Origin of the sequence: Serratia sp. CY47280, from assembly GCF_052168655.1 — a bacterium.
Lineage (GTDB): Bacteria > Pseudomonadota > Gammaproteobacteria > Enterobacterales > Enterobacteriaceae > Serratia > Serratia bockelmannii.
This window is the reverse complement of record NZ_JBJNMG010000009.1, coordinates 1-18,488: the sequence shown is the minus strand read 5'-3', so window position 1 is coordinate 18,488 and position 18,488 is coordinate 1. Positions and strand designations below refer to the sequence as shown.

Here is an 18,488-nt window from a genome sequence, read left to right as displayed (position 1 = left end):
AGAGTAAAAAGTAAATCAGCGGCGCGGCTGCCTATATTGCCACGAAGGCGCAAACGGTCACCACCGGCAGCGCCAACCTGACCACGCAGATTAGCCTGGTTTATCCATAATAACCGGGCCTGTTTCAGCACGATGATCGTTTGGCATTATCAGAGAGATAAGGAAATTAATGATGATAGCAACAGTGAGAAAAAGAATGCCGCTGCTGACATTATTCAGCGCAGCAATATTATCCGCTTCGTTATACGCGGCGGATGGGAGTATTAATGTGACAGGACGGGTTACTGAGAGTGCCTGTAATATAACCAGTTCGAAAAATATGACGATTGAAATGGGGGAGGTTAATCGGTCGATGTTCAGTTCTATCGGTGATGGAAGCCCTGAAAGAACATTCGATCTGGAAATTGAATGTGGGTCTTCTTCGTTAGTAGGCGTACGGCTCGAAGGTAAAGCTTCGGATGCCAATCCCGATGTGTTTGCGTTGGATGAAGTAAGTGGTGCTAAAGGGATAGGACTGAAGTTGATAACCAGGATAAACGGGGATGAGAGAGTTGCCAAACCTAATGGTAGACCGATAATTTATTACAAAATACCTTGGACCCAGCAACATAATAAACAATGGGCTCGTTTCTATGCTCAATATGTTTCAGTTAGCGATAATATCAGTGGGGGAAGTGGCAATACCATGTTGCAAGTATCACTGGACTATCTTTGAGTAAGGTGGCGTCATCAGAGATGAGGGCAAGGGCACGATGTTTAGATTTGTTCTCAGCGGCCAGCTGCGTTACTGGTTATCGGAAGTTCTAAGGTATGTTGGCTGTTGCATTTTGGAACGGATAAACTGGCATGTCAGGGCAAGACAAGATATGAATCTTGCGTGTTCAGAGATAGTCGATCACACTCCCTTGAAGCATGGATAAAATGCGGCCATAATCTGCCGTATCGGTAGCACCGAAACAAACATCGAACAAATCCCTTTCTCGTCGGGCTAACGACGCGGGAGGGATTTTTTTTTGTCACGGCCCGGCGTCTGCGCCCGGCAACTTGTTGAACTACGAGGGTTTACTATGAGCACCTTAGGCCATCAGTCCGATAATTCATTAGTGTCCAACGCCTTTGGTTTCCTGCGCTTTCCGCTGAACTTCATGCCTTACGACAGCGATGCAGAGTGGGTCATCACCGGCATTCCGTTTGACATGGCGACCTCCGGTCGCGCCGGCGGCCGCCATGGCCCGGCGGCCATCCGTCAGGTGTCCACCAACCTGGCCTGGGAAGGCAACCGTTGGCCGTGGAGCTTCGATCTGCGCGATCGCCTGAACGTGGTTGACTGCGGCGACATCGTGTTCAACTTCGGCGATGCGCAGGACATGAGCGACAAGCTGCAGGCGCACGCGGAGAAACTGCTGAAAGCCGGTAAGCGCATGCTCTCGTTCGGCGGCGACCACTTTGTCACCCTGCCGCTGCTGCGTGCGCACGCCAAGCATTTCGGCAAGCTGGCGCTGGTGCACTTCGACGCCCATACCGATACCTACGCCAACGGCAGCAAGTTCGACCACGGCACCATGTTCTATCATGCGCCGAACGAAGGCCTGATCGATCCGCACCACTCGGTGCAGATCGGCATTCGCACCGAGTTCGATCACGACAACGGCTTTACCGTGCTGGACGCCGCGCAGGTGAACGATCGCAGCGTGGACGACCTGCTGACCCAGATCAAGGGCATCGTCGGCGATATGCCGGTGTACCTGACCTTCGACATCGACTGCCTGGATCCGGCGTTCGCACCGGGCACCGGCACGCCGGTGATCGGCGGCCTGACTTCCGATCGCGCGCTGAAACTGGTACGCGGCATGCAGTCGCTGAACATCGTCGGCATGGACGTAGTGGAAGTGGCGCCGGCCTATGACCAGTCCGAGATCACCGCACTGGCCGCGGCGACGTTGGGTCTGGAGATGCTGTACCTGCAGGCGGCCAAGAAACACGCCTGACGCTTGGCCACGCCTCGTTGAAAAAGCGGCTCCCATCGTATGGGGGCCGCTTTTTTTATTTCATTTTTCGCCATCCATGCGGCGATTTTCAGTCTGTTGCAACGCCTTTGCGCAATTTTGCGCAGAAATGAAACGGAGTCAGTAAAAAGGAATCGGGATAACGGGGAGGATGAATATACTGCGCGCGGGTGCTCTGGATCTTTGTATCTAGAGCCTGCGTGAAAGGTACAAAGAGAAAAGCCCCGAGTCGATATCCATCAACCCGAGGCCTACTCTAACGCCAGCAACGTTAAGTTAGCCTCTTACCCGCCGCGAGGCAAGGAGAAGAAGGCATGATGCCGAACAAACGGAGCCTGTTAAAACTGGTGGTTATTTGTGCCACGGTAATATCACTGGCATGGATAACCCGTAGCACGCTGTGCGAGCTGCGGATCCGATCGGGCACTACGGAGGTTGCGGCCATTTTGGCTTACGAATCCGAACGGTAAGGCAACCCGGCGACGGGGGGGCCCCCGTCTGCTGGTTGTTGGCGTCCAGATCCATGAGCACCCTCTCAACGCTTTCGGTTTGCCGCCGTAGAACACGGTGAAACGGATTTATGCCCGTTTCACCTGGCGCGCCAGCAACATGCGGCTAAACAGCGCGCCGCCCGCCAGCAGCGTCAGCAGCTGTGAGGCAATCAGTACCGCAAAGCCCGAGGACACCTTGCCCTGGCTGGCCATCACCATGCCCATCGCCATCGGCACAAACGCCGAGAACAGATTGCCGATGCCGTTGATCAGCCCATAGGCGCTGCCGACCGCCTCCGGCCGCGCATAATGCTGCAGCAGAGTGGGGATTGCCGCGCCCTGTGCGCCCCAACAGGCGTTGGCCGCCAGCAGGAAGAAGGCGATCCAGCCAAGCTGATGGCTGTTCATTACGCCATAGATGCACAGTGCGGTCGCCGCGCCGCCAAAGACGAAGATCAGTGGCGCCTGATAGCGGCGGATACGATCGAGCAGCACGCCGCCGAGGTATTTTGAGGCGATGCTGACGATGAAAGGCAGTGCGGCCATCCATCCCATCTGCTTGATGGAGAATCCTTTTTCATCAGTCAGGTAAGCCGGCAGCCAGGCGCTGGATCCCCACAGGTAGCTGAGCGTGGCGATCTCGATCAGCAGGATCCAACCGAGCATCGGTGTGCGCCAGGCCAGCGCGAAGGTGTGCCAGACGCGGCTCAACACCGGCTGAGGATCGGCGGGGCGTGAAGATGAGGGTAAGGCGAGCGGATGAACGAACAGCCGCACCAGCGCCAGGCCCAACAGCAGGTTGAGCAGTGCCAGCAGGTGAAACGACATCGCCCACCCGAAGTGCGCCATCAGAAAACTCACCAGCGGAAAGCCGATCACCAGCCCCAACGAGACGCCCAGCGCGCTGACCGCGTTGGGTTTGCCACGCTCGTCGGCGGCGAAATGATCGCTGATGTACATGGTCTTCAGCGAGAACAGCGGCCCTTCGCTGACGCCAAGCAGCGCGCGCACCGCGCACAGCAACAGCAGCGATCCCGCCAGCGGCGACGCGGCGGTGAGCAGCGCCCACAGCACGACGCTCAGCGTCAGCGCGCGGCGGTAACCCATCAGCGTTTCCAGAAACGGCGTCAGCAACATGGCGGACAGGCCGTAACCGAGTAAAAACACCGTCATCAGCGTGCCCTGATGGGCGCGGTCGCCGCCGAGTTGAAAGTGTTGCAGGAAGTCGGGATTGACCAACATCACGGCGATATTAACCCGATCCGCATAGGCGATAACGATCAGAAACAGCAGGGCGATCACCCCAAACCAGCGTTGACGTTGTTGCACGGCGCGTTCCTCAGTGCGAGCGGTTGACGAATTCAGGCAGCAGTAAACTCGCCCGCGGAGGCCATTACGCGCAAACGCGGGGGACGAGGCTGATCAATGTAAATTAATTGTTATTAAATTGAGTGTAAAAGACAGTGGGAAAACACTTTTACGCGCAATGCGCCGCCGGGATCAACGCATTTTTTGCCATAAATTAGCGGAAGAGCGCACAACTGACATAGGTTTTTCATATCGGTGCATGATTTCGTGATCCCTCCCGCATTTGTCATTTTTAAACAACCTTTCATTAACATTTGCCGTTCCGCTCGCTTGACGAAAGTTTCGCCAGACTTATAGTGGCTGTATTAAATAAGAAACTGAGTTTCATATATGAAACAATCAGATAGAGGATAAAAGCAATGAGCTGGAAGAATGTGTGCGAAGTGTCTCAGGTGAAAGAAGATTTTCCTTTCTCCGGCAAAGTGGAAGGAAAAGAGATCGGGGTGTACCTGCTCGACGGTAACTACTACGCGCTGGAAGACGTCTGCCCGCATGCTTATGCCTTGCTCAGCCAGGGGTTTGTAGACGACGGTAAGGTTGAGTGCCCGCTGCACGAAGCGCTGTTTGACGTGCGCACCGGCCAGTGCCTGCGCGAGCCAGGCGGCCGCGATCTGCAAACCTATCCCACCCGGGTGGTCGACAACCAAATCCAGATCACCTTTATCGCGGAGGAGTAATCATGCAGCACATCACCGATTTCAATCCCTGGCTGCCGGACACCCAACAGGTGACGCCGGCCCGCGAAGGCGGCAACGGCCAAATCCATCAGCCGGGCCAGTTCCGCAATGTCATCTGGCAAAACCGCGCCCGGGTGCCGGACGGTTTCGAAACCGCGCTGGTGGCGGCGCTGGAAACGATCTTCGATCAGGGGGCGGAAGAGCTGGAGCAGATCGTCAGCGCGTTGAATCAGCGCCGCCTGTTCGATCGCAGCGGCCAACCGTGGAATGAGGCGACGTTCCGCGAATTCCTTCACGTTAACGGTTTCTGAGCCACATCCGGGAGAAGACAATGACAGCAAACACAACATCCTCCGAACAGAGCCTGCAGGACTATCTTGACCAGGGATTGCGCGGCATGTGGTATCCGGTGCTGGCCAGTTGGGAAGTGGGCAACAACCCGGTCGGCATCACCCGTCTCGAGCAGCAAATCGTGGTGTGGCGCGACGGTGAAGGCCAGATCCACGCGTTGGAAGATCGCTGCCCGCACCGCGGCGCGCGGCTTTCCATGGGGTGGAACCTCGGCGATCGTATCGCCTGCTGGTATCACGGGGTGGAAGTCGGCGGCGACGGAACGGTGAAAGACGTGCCGGCGGTGGATCGCTGCCCGCTGGTGGGGCAAAAATGCCTGCGGTCTTACCCGGCCAAAGAAGCCTACGGCGCAGTGTTTCTCTATTTCGGCGTGACGGCGGATGAAGCGCCGGCGGAGCTGACTTTCCCGCAAGAGCTGGCGGACGAAGCGTCGTACAGTAATTTTCTGTGTACCGCCAGCTGGGACTGCAACTACCAGTACGCATTGGAAAACGTGATGGATCCGATGCACGGCACCTACCTGCACTCTTCCTCACACTCGATGGCGGAAGGGGATCGCAAGGCGGATATGGGGCTGGAGCCGACCGACAGCGGGTTTATCTTCAAAAAGAACGGACAGATCGGGGTTAACTTCGACTGGGTGGAATTCGGCAGCAGCGGCGCGTATTGGATGCGCCTGTCGATCCCGTACAAGAAGCGCTTTGGGCCGGGTGGTCACTTCTGGATCATCGGCATGGTGGTGCCGGAAGACAAGGATCACTGCCGGGTGTTCTTCTGGCGCATCCGTAAGGTCAAAGACTGGCAGCGCGACATGTGGCGCTTCATGTACCGTAATCGCCTGGAATCGTTGCATTGGGACGTGCTCGAGCAGGATCGCATCGTGCTCGAGAACATGGCGCCTAACGCCCGCGGCCGCGAATACCTGTACCAGCACGACGTCGGTCTGTCGCGCCTGCGCCGCCTGATGCAGAAAGAGGCGCAGAAACAGCTGGCGACGCTGCGCGAGCGGGAGGCGGCGCAGTGAACGGCTTGCTGGACGGCAAGCGCATCGTGGTCACCGGTGCGGCGCGCGGCCTGGGCTACAGCTTTGCCGCCGCCATCGCCGCAGCAGGCGCGCAGGTGGTGATGTGCGACATCTTGGCGGATGAGCTGGCGGCGAGCGGCGCCGCGCTGCGCGAGCAGGGCGCTCGGGTGGAAACGCAGACGATCGATCTGGCCTCACCGGATTCGATCCGCTTGGCGTTCGAGAAGATCGCCGCTGGCGGCGGGATCGACGGTCTGGTGAACAACGCGGCGCTGGCGACCGGCGTCGGCGGTAAAACCATGATGGAATACGATATCGATCTGTGGGATCGCGTGATGCAAGTCAACGTGCGCGGCACCTGGCTGGTGAGCCAGGCGGCGGTGCCGCTGCTGGCGCGCAATCCGCACGCCAAGATCGTCAACGTGGCGTCGGACACCGCGCTGTGGGGCGCGCCGCGCCTGATGGCCTATGTCGCCAGTAAAGGCGCGGTGATCGCGATGACCCGATCGATGGCGCGCGAGCTGGGCCCGCAGGGTATCTGCGTCAACGCCATCGCGCCGGGCCTGACGCGAGTGGAAGCCACTGAGTATGTGCCCGCCGAGCGCCATCAGCTGTACGAGCAGGGGCGCGCGCTGGCCGGGGCGCAGCACCCGGACGATGTGAACGGTACGGTACTTTATCTGCTGTCGTCGCTGGCGGATTTCGTCACCGGCCAACTGCTGCCGGTCAACGGCGGCTTCGTATTCAACTGACGGCCCGCAGGGCAGGCGAACAGCGCAGGAGCGAGAGATGGCGGACGAGCAAGCATGTAAGTATCTGATCCCGGGACTGGATCGCGGGTTGCAGTTGCTGCTGGCGTTTGGCGAGCAGCATAAGGAAATGACTTTTGCCGAGTTGCATCGCCTGGTCGATATGCCGAAGGCCACCGCCTACCGCGTGGTGCAGACGCTCGAGCACCTGGGCTTTCTGGAGCGCAATCCGCGCACCAACACCTTTGCGCTCGGCATCAAGGTGCTGCGCCTCGGCTTCGAATACATCGCGTCGCTGGACGTCGCGCAGGCCGGCCAGCCGGTGATCGAGCAGCTGCGCGATCGCAGCCAGTGCAGCAGTCATCTGGCGATCCGCGACGGGCGCGACGTGATCTACATCGCTCGCGTCAGCGCCGCCGGTTCGCAGATCAACCAGGTCAGCGTCGGCACCCGTTTGCCGGTGCACCAAACCTCTCTGGGTCGCATGCTGTTGACCAGCGCCACCCGCAGCGAGTTCGAACAACTTTATCCGGACGCGCAGCTGCCGGGCAATGCGCCGGGCACCCCGGCGGATCGCGAAACGCTGTGGCAGATGGTGCAGCAAGACAAAGCGCGCGGCTATGTGATCGGCGAATCGTTCTTCCGCCACGGCATCTCCTCGATCGTCTACCCGATCTTCAACCGCGAGCAGCGGGTCGAGGCGGTGGTCAGCATCATGGTGCCGTCCGATGAGATCCCGAAAGCGGATCGCGAGCGGCTGCGCATGGAAGTGCGCGATGCGGCGGAGAAAATTTCCGGCTTCCTCGGCGCGCCGCCGCAGGCCAACGTCGGCTAACCGGCAGGACCGACTCTTTTACTCAGGCAGGGATAAGGCCCGTAGCAAACAGGGGCCGGGGTTCACTCATGCCTGAAAACCGTATGCAGCGAGAACGTGAGGCTGAACAATGAGCGTAATCGGAATCGAAAAACTGGAGTTTGGCGTCGAAGATCTGCCAACCTGCGAAAAATTCATGCAAGACTTCGGCCTGCAGCCCGCCACGCAACATTGGGGCGAACCGCAGCGCGAATTCACCACCCTGAGCGGGGCGCAGGTTGTCCTGCACCCGTTGCAAAGCGCGGCGCTGCCTGCGGCGTTTGAAGGCGGTTCTACCCTGCGCCGCATGACCTGGGGCGTGGGCTCACCCGCCGATCTGGCGCGCCTGCAGCCGCGTTTGGCGTTGATGCCCGGCTTCCGTCAAGTGGGAGAAGAGCTGGAATGCCTCGATCCCAACGGCATGACGCTGCGCTTCGTCGTCAGCCGCCAGCAGGCGGTTGAGGTGCCGGTCACGCCGATCAACCAATGGGGCGACGTGCGCCGCATCGATCAACCCAGCCCGGTCTATTCGCAGGCGCAACCGATCAATATTGGCCACGTAGTGTTCTTCGTTGACGATCTGGCGGCGACCGAGCGTTTCTATCGCGAGCTGTTGGATTTCCAGGTTTCCGATCGCTATATCGATCGCGCCGTCTTCCTGCGCACCCAGGCGCGCGGCGGCCACCATAACCTGTTCCTGCTGAAGCTGCCGAACCGCCCACGCGGCCTGAACCACGTGGCATTCACCGTGCGCGATATCCACGAAGTGATCGGCGGCGGCATCGCCATGAACAAAGAGCAGTGGAGCACCTTTATCGGCCCCGGCCGCCACCCGATCTCCTCGGCCTATTTCTGGTACGTCAACAGCCCGACCGGTGGCGCGTTCGAGTACTACACCAACGACGATTATCTGACGGAAAACTGGCAGCCGCGCGAGCTGGAGCATTCGTTGGTCTCCTTCACCGAATGGGCGGTAGAGGGCGGCATCGATCACGACACGCGCCGCCAGCATAAAAAGGCGCAGGCGTTATGAACCGGCCGGAACACGCGGGCATCGTCATCGTCGGTGGCGGCCAGGCCGGCGGCTGGGCGGCCAAGACGCTGCGCGATCGCGGTTACAGCGGCCGGCTGACGGTGGTCAGCGACGAACCCTACGATTTTTACGAGCGGCCGCCGCTGTCGAAAGCGGCGCTGCTGGATGCCGCGGCGCCCCTCAGCCGGCTATTCAGCGAACAGGCGGTGGAGGCGCTGAATATCGACTGGCGTCGCCCGCTGCGCGCCGAGTCCATCGATGCCGAACAGCAAATCGTCACGCTCAGCGACGGGCAACGGCTGCAGTTCGAGCAGTTGCTGATCGCCACCGGCGGACGGCCGCGTGTGCCGAGCGCCGCCTGGGCGCAGCATCCGCGCGTGATGACGCTGCGTTCCTGGGACGATGCGGCCCGGTTGCGGCAGGGCCTGCAAGGTTGCCGCCGTCTGGCGATCGTCGGCGGCGGTTGGATCGGGCTGGAGATCGCCGCTTCTGCGCGCCGTCTCGGCGCCGAGGTGACGGTGTTTGAACGCCAGCCCGCGCTATGCATGCGCAGCGTCGGCGCCGATGTCTCGCAGGCGTTGCTCGAACTGCATCGCCGGCAGGGCGTTACGGTGTTGTGTGGCTGCGGCGAGATCTCGCTGGAAGATCGCGACGGCGCCGCCTGGATCGGCAGCGAAGTCAGCGATCCGCAGGTCTTCGATCTGGTGGTGGTGGGGATCGGCGTCGAGCTGAATCTCGAACTGGCGCGCAGCGCCGGGCTGGCGATCGAGTCCGGCATCGTGGTCGACGGCCAAGGGCGTACCAGCCATCCGGCGATCTTCGCCGCCGGCGACGTGGCGCGCCACCCGACGCTTGGCCTGTGCCTGCAGTCCTGGGCCTACGCGCAAAATCAGGCCATCAGCACCGCCTGCGCGATGCTCGACGCCTTTGCCGCTCCGTATGACGACGTGGCCTGGCTGTGGTCGGATCAATATGACGTCAATATCCAGATCCTCGGCGTGCCGAGCGGCGGCGTGCACCATGTGGTGCGCCGCACGCCGCAGTCGCAGGTGTTCTTCACGCTGAACGCCGATCGGCAGCTGGTGCAGATGGTGGCGTTCAACGACGCGCGCACCATCAAGCTCGGCAAGCGCTGGTTGGCGAGCGGCCGGGTGCTGGATCCGCAGCAGCTGGCGGATGCGGAGTTTTCTTTGATGGCGTTGAAATAACGCCCGAACCTCGGGAGCGTTTTATGACTACGCAAGACATTGACGCCCGCGCTGGACGGGCGGGGGAAGCCGTTGCCGAAAATCCGCAGCAACGGGTGCGCTGGTCGGTGCCGATCGCGCTGTTCGCCTGCGTGCTGCTGGCGTTTTTCGACAAGATCAGCATCGCGGCGCTGTTTTCCGACGCCGAGTTTCAGCAGGCGTTAGGGATCGGCTTTGACCCGGCGCGGCTGGGCTTGCTGATGAGCGCGTTTCTGTTCTCCTACGGCATCTCCTCGATGCTGCTCAGCGGCATCGGCGATCGGCTTAACCCGGTAAAAGTATTGATTGGCATGATGGTGGTGTGGGGCGTGCTGATGGTATTGATGGGGCTGGTGCGTTCCTATCATGCCATGATGACGCTGCGCATTCTGCTCGGCATCGCCGAAGGGCCGCTGCTGCCGATGGCCTACGCCATTATTCGTCAGGCCTTTCCGCCGCAGCTGCAGGCGCGCGCCACCATGCTGTGGCTGCTCGGCACGCCGCTCGGGGCCGCGCTCGGCTTCCCGGTCACCCTGTACATCCTCAATACCTTCGACTGGCAGACCACCTTCTTCTTTATGGCGTTTCTGACGCTGCCGGTGATGTTGCTGGTGCTGTTCGGCATGCGCCACCTGAACGTCTCGCGCCCGGCGGCGGCGGCCAAGCCGGCGGTGTCCGAACGCAAACAGCACCGCCGCGAGCTGCTGCGCAGCCCGCATTTCTGGATGATTTGCCTGTTCAATATCGCCTTCCTGACCTACCTGTGGGGCATGAACGGCTGGTTGCCGAGCTACCTGATCAAGGGCAAAGGCATTCATCTGGAGCATGCCGGTTACCTCTCTTCGCTGCCGTTCATCGCCATGCTGCTCGGCGAAGTGCTGGGCGCCTGGCTGTCGGACAAGCTGGATCGCCGCGCGCTGGCCTGCTTCCTGTCGCTGTGCGGCGCCGGCCTCGGTCTGGCGGTGGTGTTGCACCTGCAGGGCACCTACAGCGTGATCGCCGCCATGGCCTTCAGCACCTTTATGTGGGGCGCCGGCGCGCCGAATATTTTCGCGCTGTTGGCGAAGGCGACCAGCAGCAAGGTCAGCGCCACCGCCGGCGGCATTTTCAACGGACTGGGCAATTTTGCCGGCGCGCTGGCGCCGGTGCTGATGGGGGCGTTGATCGCCGCCACCGGCAATATGGATAACGGCCTGCTGTTCCTGGTGGTGATGGCGTTCGTCGGCTGCCTCATTCTGCTGCCGTTGCTGAGAAAGTACTGAATTAACAATTGCTAAGCCCAATGGATTTCATGCTGTGGCTAGGCGGCAAGTTCGTGAGTTTCCAGGAGCTTACTGCGGTAAGTGACTGGTGTGAACGAATGCAGCCAACAACGCCACAGCGTGAAAGACGAAGGGGATAACCATTTGATTCAACAGAGGAGTGACAACATGTCTCAGGTTGAGAACAAAGCCGGCGTCAAGCCGCAGGATCTGTCGATGGAAAACTGGGTAGAGTCGCGCATCGCCCGTTTCGAGGGCCGCAAATACGACTGGAACGCGCTGAAATTCCAGGCCGACTTTGACCCGAAATACCGCCGCGCGCAGATGCGCTACATCGGCACCGGCGCCACCGGCGTGGCCAGCGACGCCAACACCATTCCGGCGGGCAACTTCACCTTTTCCACCATGGTGCTGCCGTCGAAGTGCGAGGGCCCGTTGCACCTGCACGACGACGTGGAAGAAGTGTTCTTCATGCTGAAAGGCAGCATCACGCTGATGATCCAGGATGGGGAAGAGTATTACGAAACCAGGCTGAAAGAGCGCGATCTGATCTCGGTGCCGGCGGGCGTGTACCGCGGCCTGTTCAACCACGGCGAGGAAGAGGCGCTGATGTGCGTGATGCTCGGCACCGCCAAGCCGGAGATCCCGACCTATCCGGCGGATCACCCGCTGTCCAAAGTGAAGCGCAACTGATGAACGGCCTGGCGCAACGCCAACTGGCGCGCTGCGGGGCGTATACCCTGAGCTGGCGCGAGACCGGGCAGGGGCGGCCGGTGGTATTGCTGCACGGCATCAGTTCCGGGTCCGCCTCGTGGATCAAGCAGTTTAACGACAGCGGCCTGACGGACGGTCATCGTCTGTTGGCGTGGGACGCGCCGGGCTACGGCGGCAGCCTGCCGTTGGCGGACCCGCAGGCCGATGCCGCCGGTTATGCGGCGGCGTTGGCGGCGCTGATTGCTGAGCTGCAGCTGGCGCAGCCGCTGATCGTCGGCCATTCACTGGGGGCGCTGATCGGCAGCGCCTACGCCGCCGGCTATCCGGACGGGCTATGTGGGCTGGTGTTGGCGGATCCGGCGCAGGGCTATGCCACGGCGCCGGAGGAAAAACGCCGGCAGGTATACGGCCAGCGCCAACAGATGATAGAGACGCTGGGGCCGGTGGGCTACGGCGAGCAGCGGGCGGCGGCCTTGCTGCATGAAGAGGCGGATCCGCAGGACATTGCCTGGGTGCGCAACGGCATGCAACAGCTCGATCCCGACGGTTTTCTGAGTGCCGCCTGGATGCTGGCCAACGACGACATCGGTCGCTATCTGGCGCGCTATCGCGGCCCGCTGGAAGTGTGGTGCGGTGAACAGGATCGCATTACGCCGCCGGAGAAGGCGGCCGAGCTGGCGCGTGAGCAAGACGCGACGCTGCGTCTGATCGCCGCCGCCGGTCATGCCAGCTACCTCGACGCGCCGGCGTGTTTCAACCGCTATCTGCGGGATTTTACGGGAGCAATCCAACGATGAATTTTCAGCTTGAGGATCGGGTGGCGGTGGTGACCGGCGGCTCGTCGGGCATCGGTTTCGAAACTCTGAAGCTGCTGCTGGCCGAAGGGGCGAAGGTGGCGTTCTGCGGCCGCGATCCGGACAAACTGGCCGGCGCGGAGGCCAGCCTGCGCGCGGACTTCCCGCAGGCGGAGATCCTGGCGCTGCGCTGCGACGTGCTGGATGCACAGCAGGTGGCGCAGTTCGCCGCTCAGGTGACGGCGCGTTTCGGTGGCGTGGATCTGCTGATCAACAACGCCGGTCAGGGCTTCGTCGCCCATTTTGACCAGACGCCGCGCGAGGCCTGGCTGCATGAGGCCGAGCTGAAGCTGTTCGGCGTGATCAATCCGGTGCAGGCGTTCTTACCGGCGCTGGAACGATCGGCGATCGCGTCTATCACCTGCGTGAACTCGCTGCTGGCGCTGCAGCCGGAAGAACACATGATCGCCACCTCGGCGGCGCGTGCCGCGCTGCTCAACATGACGCTGACGCTATCGAAAGAGCTGGTGGACAAAGGTATTCGCGTTAACTCGATCTTGCTGGGGATGGTGGAGTCGGGCCAGTGGCGCCGCCGTTTCGAAGAGCGCAGCGATAAAGATCAAAGTTGGGAGCAGTGGACGGCGGCGATCGCCGAACGGCGCGGCATCCCGATGAAGCGCCTGGGCAAGCCGCAGGAGCCGGCGCAGGCGCTGCTGTTCCTCGCTTCGCCGCTGGCTTCTTTTACCACCGGCGCGGCGCTGGACGTTTCCGGCGGCTTTAACCGCCATGTGTAGCAGGGGCCGAAAAAGATGAAGAAGATCATGATGATTGGCTACGGCGCGATGGCGAAGGAAGTGATCGCCCGTTTGCCGGAAGGCGTGGAGGTCGGTTGGATCCTGGCGCGCGCAGCTCATCATGCGGCGATCGCCGAGGCTTTTGGCGGGCGGGTGCAGGCGCTGGCCCATCCTGGGCAGTGTTCGCAGCGGCCGGATCTGGTGCTGGAGTGCGCCAGCCAGCAGGCGGTGGCGGAGTTTGGCGAAGCGGTGCTGCAGCGCGGCTGGCCGCTGGCGCTGATCTCGACCGGCGCGCTGGCGGACGCCGCATTGCAACAGCGGCTGCAGCAGGTTTGCCGCCGCCATCACGGGCAGCTGATCGTGCTGTCCGGCGCGGTGGCGGGGATGGACGGGCTGGCGTCGGCGCGCGAAGGCGGGCTGGAGAGCGTGACCTATCAGGCCAGTAAAAGCCCGGCCAGCTGGCGCGGCAGCCCGGCGGAACAGTTGATCGATCTCGATGCGGTGAGTGAAGCGCAGGTGTTTTTTGAAGGTTCGGCGCGTGAAGCGGCGCGTTTGTTCCCGGCTAATGCCAACGTGGCGGCCACCATTGCGCTCAACGGCCTGGGGATGGACGCCACCCGGGTACGCCTGCAGGTCGATCCCGCCACCCGACGCAATACCCATCGCCTGCAGGTGTGCGGCGATTTTGGCGAGTTTCACATCGAGCTGAGCGGCACCCCGCTGGCGAGCAATCCCAAAACATCAACCCTGGCGGCGCTGAGCGCGGTACAAGCCTGCCGCCGTCTGGTGGACGGCGGTTTTATTGCCTGAACGGCAGGAGCGGAGCATGGAACGATTGAATATTTTTGTCGCCGGACGCTGGCGCGAAGGGCGTGGCGAAGAGATGGCTTCGGTATTCCCGGCCGACGGCAGCGTCAACGCGCGGCTGCGTGCCGCTAACGTCGAGGACGTGAATGAGGCGGTGGAGGCAGCGGAACGCGCCTGGCGCGCGCCGGAGTGGCGTGGGTTGGTGCCGCACCAACGCGCCTCGATCCTCTACCGCGTCAGCAACCTGATCCTGGCGCAGCAGGAACAGCTGGCCGAGCTGCAGACCCGCGACAACGGCAAGCCGCTGGCGGAGACCCGCGGGCTGGTGGCCAGCGCGGCGGCGACCGCGCGCTACTTCGCGGCCGCCTGCGAGGTGTTGGAAGGTGAGCTGCCGACCCCGCGCAGCGCCGAGGTGATGACGCTCAGCCAGTATCAACCGATGGGGGTGATCGCCGCCATTACGCCGTGGAACTCGCCGATCGCCAGTGAAATGCAGAAGGTAGCGCCGGCGCTGGCGGCGGGCAACGCGGTGGTGCTCAAACCGGCCGAAGCGACGCCGCTGATGGCGCTGAAGCTGGCCGAGCTGTTCGAACAGGCGGGCCTGCCGGCCGGGCTGCTCAGCGTGCTGCCGGGCAAAGGTTCGGTGATCGGCGAGGCGTTGGTGCGCCACCCGCTGGTGAAAAAGATCGCCTTTACCGGCGGGACCAGCACCGGGCGCCATTTGGCGCATATCGCCGCCGACAAGCTGATCCCCACCTCGTTGGAACTGGGGGGGAAATCACCGACCATCGTGCTGGAGGACGCCGATCTGGAACAGGCGGCGCGCGGTATCTGCTACGGCATTTTCAGCTCCGCCGGCCAGGCGTGCATCGCCGGATCGCGGCTGTTCGTGCATCGTTCGCTGTATCAGCCGCTGCTGGCGCGCTTGACCGAACTGACGGCGGGGCTGCGCATCGGCAACCCGCTGGTGCCGGGCGTGCATCTCGGCCCGCTGATCAGCGCCAAACATCGGCAAAGCGTGGCGGACTACGTGGCGCTGGCGCGGCAGGAGGGTGGCCGGGTGATCATCGGCGGCGAAGCGCCGGCCGATCCGCAACTGGCGAGCGGTAGCTATTACCTGCCGACCATTATTGAAGGCTTGAACAACGACGCCCGCGTGTGCCAGGAGGAGATCTTCGGCCCGGTGCTGGTGGCGCTGCCGTTCGACGACGAGCAACAGCTGATCGAACAGGCCAACGACTCGGTGTACGGCCTGGCGGCCGGCATCTGGAGCCGCGATTTCCCGCGGGCGATGGCGCTGGCGGAGCGGCTGGAAACCGGCACCGTCTGGATCAACACCTACAAAACGTTCTCGATTTCTACACCGTTCGGCGGTTTCAAGGAAAGCGGGCTGGGCCGCGAAAAGGGCCTGAACGGCATCAAGGCCTACATGCAGCAGAAAAGCGTGTATCTGGCGCTGAGCCATCAGGTGAACCGCTGGAGCGACTAGGCCGACACCTCTACGCATAACCCTAATAACGACTACCCTAAGAAGGCAGATGATGAGCGATAAAATCACGGTTGGCGAGGCGATAGCCCGGACTCTGGAACAGTACGCGGTGTCGGCGATGTACGGCATCATTTCGATTCATAATCTGCCGATCGCCGATGCGGTGGGGCAGCGCGATAAAATTCGCTTCGTGCCGGCGCGCGGCGAAGCGGGCGCGGTCACCATGGCCGACGCGCACGGGCGCTTCTCCGGCCTGGGCGTGGCGTTGACCAGCACCGGCGCCGGCGCGGGCAACGCGGTGGGGGCGATGATTGAGGCGCTCAACGCCAACACGCCGCTGCTGCATATCACCGGCCAGGTGGAAAAAGCCTATCTGGACGCCGACGCCGGTTTTATTCATGAAACCCGCGATCAGCTCGGCTTCCTGCGCGCCTGCTCCAAGCGCGCTTACCGGGTCAATTCGCCGGAGCAGGCGGTGGCGGTGATCCAGCGGGCGATCCTGGATGCGCAAACCGTGCCCTGTGGCCCGGTGGCGGTCGAGATCCCGATCGATATCCAAAGCAGCCTGGTGTCCCGTTCGGTGCTGACCGAAGCGTTGGCGCCGGCGCCGCTGCCGAAGGCGGACGATGCGGCGGTGGAGCGGCTGCATCAGCGGCTGAAACAGGCCAAGCGTCCGCTGCTGTGGTTAGGCGGTGGCGCCTTGGCCTGCGGCGACGCGGTGCGCAAGCTGGCGGACGCCGGCGTGGCGGTGATCTCCAGCACCCACGGGCGCGGCATTCTGCCGGACAGCCATCCGCGCAGCCTGCGGGCGTTCCACAACTCGCCGAGCATCGAGGCGATCCTGACGCAGTGCGACCTGACGCTGGTGGCTGGTTCGCGCCTGCGCAGTAATGAAACCCGCACCTGGACGCTGCCGCTGCCGCGCCCGCTGGTGCAGATTGACATCGATCCGGCGGCGGCCAACCGCAACTACCTGGCCGATGAGCAGATCAACGGCGACTGTGCGGCGCTGCTGGCCGCGCTGGCGGCGCGGCTGAGCCCCGGCGAGAAGGTTAACGCCGAGTGGGATGCCGAGATCGCGGGGGCGGTGCAGCAGGCGGAGAGCGCGTTGCGTCAGCAGTCCGGTGAATACGCCAAACTCAACGACGCCATCGACGCCGCGTTGCCGCAGGACGGATTGCTGGTGCGCGATATCACCGTTTCCGGCAGCGTCTGGGGCAGCCGTTTGTTCCGCGCGATCTCGCCGCTGTGCAACATTCACTCGCTGGCCGGTGCTATCGGCATGGGGCTGCCGATGGCGATCGGCACCGCGATCGCCAACCCGCAGCGCAAGGTGGTGGGGCTGGTGGGCGATGGCGGTTTGGCGCTGGGCCTGGGGGAACTGGCGACCATGGCGCAGGAACAGGTGAACATCACCCTGCTGATCATGAACGACGGCGGTTATGGCGTGATGCGCGGCATTCAGGACAAGTATTTCGCCGGGCGCCAGTATTACAACGAGCTGCATACGCCGGCCTTTACTCAAATAGCCGAAGCGATGGGGCTGAAAGCCTGGAAGGTCGAGGCGGCGGCGCAGTTCAACGGAGTATTGGCCGAGGCGATCAACTACCCGGGGCCGTCGGTGGTCGAGGTGGACATGAAGCAGGTCGGGCCGCTGACCTTCGCCGGGCCGCCGCAGAAAACCCTGTATTGAGACGATAAAAAACGCCCGGCGGTTGCCGGGCGTTCTCGTTGTTACTTCTCTGCCGCGATGCGATCGCGAATGTGCTGTGCACGCGCTTGGGAAGACGGGTGATCGTCGAACATGCTGCTCTGACGGCCGGCTTCCATTTGGGCCAATTTTTCGAAGCTGGTGGCCAGGCCGTTCGGATCGATGCCGCGCTTTTTCAGCAGATCGAACGAGTAATCATCCGCTTCGCTTTCCTGCTTCTGCGAGAACTGGGCGCTGACCAGTTTCTCGCCGATGTCCGCCAGCTGCGACTGCGACAGCGAGCCGATGACGCCGCCGGCGGAGGACGCCGCGGTGCGCAGCGCCACGGTGCCGTAAGCCACCTGCATCGCTTTACGGGTGTGGCCCAGCGCCACGTGGCCCATTTCGTGGCCCAGCACGCCTTCCACTTCGTTGTCGTTCATCATGTCCATCAGGCCGCTGTAGACGCGGATACAGCCGTTGGCCATCGCCCAGGCGTTGACGTCTTTGGTCACGTAAACCTTATAGTTGGCCGGGGTGCCGTTGATGTTGTCGCCCAGCGCCGCAGCGATTTTGTTGAGACGCTTGGCGTAGGTGCTGCCGGCCGGCGCGATTTGTGCCTTGCTGTCCATCTCGGCGCAGGATTTATCACTCAGGGCCTTAACGTCGTCGTTGCTCAAGGTCGCCGCCTGGAACGCCTGCGCGCCGGACTGCATCAAGGTTTCGGTATTCAGGTTTTGACAGCCGGTTGCCAAGGTGGCAATGCCCAACGCAATCAAAGAGGTACGGATCTTCATAACGCTATCTTCCTGTGAAGGTAACAAGGTAAAAGAGTCATTTTGCTTTGAGGAAATCTTGTCGCAAGAGCCTAGTGTACGCCAGCTAAGGCGAGAATAGTGTTATTCCGAAAAAGCGTCCAATCGTGCTAATAAGTGGTGAACTCGCTCTCATTTGGCATTAGGGATTGCCGTTGTGATGTGGAGTCTGAGAAAATAGGGAACTTGACTGCTTTTTTTATCCGACCTGGAGTAAAACATGTCCTCTCGTAAAGAGCTTGCCAACGCCATCCGCGCACTCAGCATGGACGCCGTACAAAAAGCAAATTCCGGCCACCCGGGGGCCCCTATGGGCATGGCGGACATCGCCGAAGTCCTGTGGCG

At 62.0% G+C, this 18,488-nt stretch carries 20 protein-coding genes; 18 read left to right on the top strand and 2 right to left on the bottom strand.

From position 1 onward, the window contains the following. Nucleotides 1-169: 169 nt before the first annotated feature. The 3 genes from ACJ8J4_RS22935 to ACJ8J4_RS22925 all read left to right on the top strand — a co-directional run bounded on the left by ACJ8J4_RS22935 (nucleotide 170) and on the right by ACJ8J4_RS22925 (nucleotide 2,476). Nucleotides 170-715: a fimbrial protein gene (locus ACJ8J4_RS22935; RefSeq protein WP_197836008.1), complete on the top strand. Its 546-nt coding sequence runs from the start codon at nucleotides 170-172 to the stop codon at nucleotides 713-715. A 352-nt stretch (nucleotides 716-1,067) separates the two neighbouring features. Beyond that, nucleotides 1,068-1,988: an agmatinase gene (gene speB, locus ACJ8J4_RS22930; RefSeq protein WP_004937606.1), complete on the top strand. Its 921-nt coding sequence runs from the start codon at nucleotides 1,068-1,070 to the stop codon at nucleotides 1,986-1,988. Nucleotides 1,989-2,323: 335 nt separating this feature from the next. Beyond that, nucleotides 2,324-2,476, top strand: coding sequence for a Hok/Gef family protein (locus ACJ8J4_RS22925; RefSeq protein WP_004937610.1), 153 nt, complete (start codon nucleotides 2,324-2,326; stop codon nucleotides 2,474-2,476). Between the two features lie 108 nt (nucleotides 2,477-2,584). Here the strand turns inward: ACJ8J4_RS22925 and ACJ8J4_RS22920 are convergent, their stop codons facing one another. Beyond that, complete coding sequence (locus ACJ8J4_RS22920) at nucleotides 2,585-3,826, bottom strand: MFS transporter (protein WP_167324592.1); 1,242 nt, start codon at nucleotides 3,824-3,826, stop codon at nucleotides 2,585-2,587. A 398-nt stretch (nucleotides 3,827-4,224) separates the two neighbouring features. Between ACJ8J4_RS22920 and ACJ8J4_RS22915 the strand changes: the two genes are divergently transcribed. The 14 genes from ACJ8J4_RS22915 (at nucleotide 4,225) to ACJ8J4_RS22850 (ending at nucleotide 17,331) form a co-directional block, all read left to right on the top strand. Beyond that, nucleotides 4,225-4,542 (top strand): non-heme iron oxygenase ferredoxin subunit, encoded by a 318-nt coding sequence (locus ACJ8J4_RS22915; RefSeq protein ID WP_004937614.1) that lies wholly within the window; start codon nucleotides 4,225-4,227, stop codon nucleotides 4,540-4,542. Nucleotides 4,543-4,544: 2 nt separating this feature from the next. Then, complete coding sequence (locus ACJ8J4_RS22910) at nucleotides 4,545-4,853, top strand: recombinase-like helix-turn-helix domain-containing protein (RefSeq protein WP_004937617.1); 309 nt, start codon at nucleotides 4,545-4,547, stop codon at nucleotides 4,851-4,853. 20 nt (nucleotides 4,854-4,873) lie between these two features. After that, nucleotides 4,874-5,917 (top strand): aromatic ring-hydroxylating oxygenase subunit alpha, encoded by a 1,044-nt coding sequence (locus ACJ8J4_RS22905; protein ID WP_025304204.1) that lies wholly within the window; start codon nucleotides 4,874-4,876, stop codon nucleotides 5,915-5,917. After that, nucleotides 5,914-6,669: an SDR family oxidoreductase gene (locus ACJ8J4_RS22900; RefSeq protein WP_025304203.1), complete on the top strand. Its 756-nt coding sequence runs from the start codon at nucleotides 5,914-5,916 to the stop codon at nucleotides 6,667-6,669. The genes ACJ8J4_RS22905 and ACJ8J4_RS22900 overlap by 4 nt, the downstream gene beginning before the upstream one ends. Before the next feature lie 37 nt (nucleotides 6,670-6,706). Then, on the top strand, nucleotides 6,707-7,501 hold the full coding sequence (locus ACJ8J4_RS22895) for an IclR family transcriptional regulator (RefSeq protein WP_004937625.1): 795 nt from the start codon (nucleotides 6,707-6,709) through the stop codon (nucleotides 7,499-7,501). Between the two features lie 109 nt (nucleotides 7,502-7,610). Then, the gene (locus tag ACJ8J4_RS22890) at nucleotides 7,611-8,552 is read left to right on the top strand and encodes a VOC family protein (protein ID WP_099817678.1); all 942 of its coding nucleotides are present in this window, start codon (nucleotides 7,611-7,613) and stop codon (nucleotides 8,550-8,552) included. Further along, nucleotides 8,549-9,760: an NAD(P)/FAD-dependent oxidoreductase gene (locus tag ACJ8J4_RS22885; protein WP_049208795.1), complete on the top strand. Its 1,212-nt coding sequence runs from the start codon at nucleotides 8,549-8,551 to the stop codon at nucleotides 9,758-9,760. Before ACJ8J4_RS22890 ends, ACJ8J4_RS22885 begins: the two co-directional genes overlap by 4 nt. 23 nt (nucleotides 9,761-9,783) lie before the next feature. Beyond that, a complete protein-coding gene (locus ACJ8J4_RS22880; protein WP_049208796.1) occupies nucleotides 9,784-11,040 on the top strand; it encodes an MFS transporter in 1,257 nt (418 codons plus the stop codon). A 168-nt stretch (nucleotides 11,041-11,208) separates the two neighbouring features. Continuing rightward, complete coding sequence (locus ACJ8J4_RS22875) at nucleotides 11,209-11,733, top strand: cupin domain-containing protein (protein WP_004937634.1); 525 nt, start codon at nucleotides 11,209-11,211, stop codon at nucleotides 11,731-11,733. Beyond that, on the top strand, nucleotides 11,733-12,551 hold the full coding sequence (locus ACJ8J4_RS22870; protein WP_060448080.1) for an alpha/beta fold hydrolase: 819 nt from the start codon (nucleotides 11,733-11,735) through the stop codon (nucleotides 12,549-12,551). Before ACJ8J4_RS22875 ends, ACJ8J4_RS22870 begins: the two co-directional genes overlap by 1 nt. Beyond that, complete coding sequence (locus tag ACJ8J4_RS22865) at nucleotides 12,548-13,342, top strand: SDR family oxidoreductase (RefSeq protein ID WP_043141245.1); 795 nt, start codon at nucleotides 12,548-12,550, stop codon at nucleotides 13,340-13,342. The genes ACJ8J4_RS22870 and ACJ8J4_RS22865 overlap by 4 nt, the downstream gene beginning before the upstream one ends. A 15-nt stretch (nucleotides 13,343-13,357) precedes the next feature. Beyond that, nucleotides 13,358-14,152 (top strand): aspartate dehydrogenase, encoded by a 795-nt coding sequence (locus tag ACJ8J4_RS22860; protein WP_025304196.1) that lies wholly within the window; start codon nucleotides 13,358-13,360, stop codon nucleotides 14,150-14,152. Between the two features lie 16 nt (nucleotides 14,153-14,168). Beyond that, entirely contained in the window at nucleotides 14,169-15,638 is a 1,470-nt protein-coding gene (locus ACJ8J4_RS22855) for an aldehyde dehydrogenase (RefSeq protein ID WP_049203444.1), read from the top strand. Between the two features lie 52 nt (nucleotides 15,639-15,690). Further along, nucleotides 15,691-17,331, top strand: a complete 1,641-nt coding sequence (locus ACJ8J4_RS22850) for a thiamine pyrophosphate-binding protein (protein ID WP_025304194.1) — start codon at nucleotides 15,691-15,693, stop codon at nucleotides 17,329-17,331. A 41-nt stretch (nucleotides 17,332-17,372) separates the two neighbouring features. Here ACJ8J4_RS22850 and ACJ8J4_RS22845 read toward each other — a convergent pair whose 3' ends face one another. Then, complete coding sequence (locus tag ACJ8J4_RS22845; protein ID WP_016930039.1) at nucleotides 17,373-18,125, bottom strand: M48 family metallopeptidase; 753 nt, start codon at nucleotides 18,123-18,125, stop codon at nucleotides 17,373-17,375. A 238-nt stretch (nucleotides 18,126-18,363) separates the two neighbouring features. On the opposite strand from ACJ8J4_RS22845, the gene ACJ8J4_RS22840 reads away from it, so the two are divergent. Next, on the top strand, nucleotides 18,364-18,488 hold a 125-nt coding region (locus tag ACJ8J4_RS22840; protein WP_144334738.1), incomplete at its 3' end, for a hypothetical protein.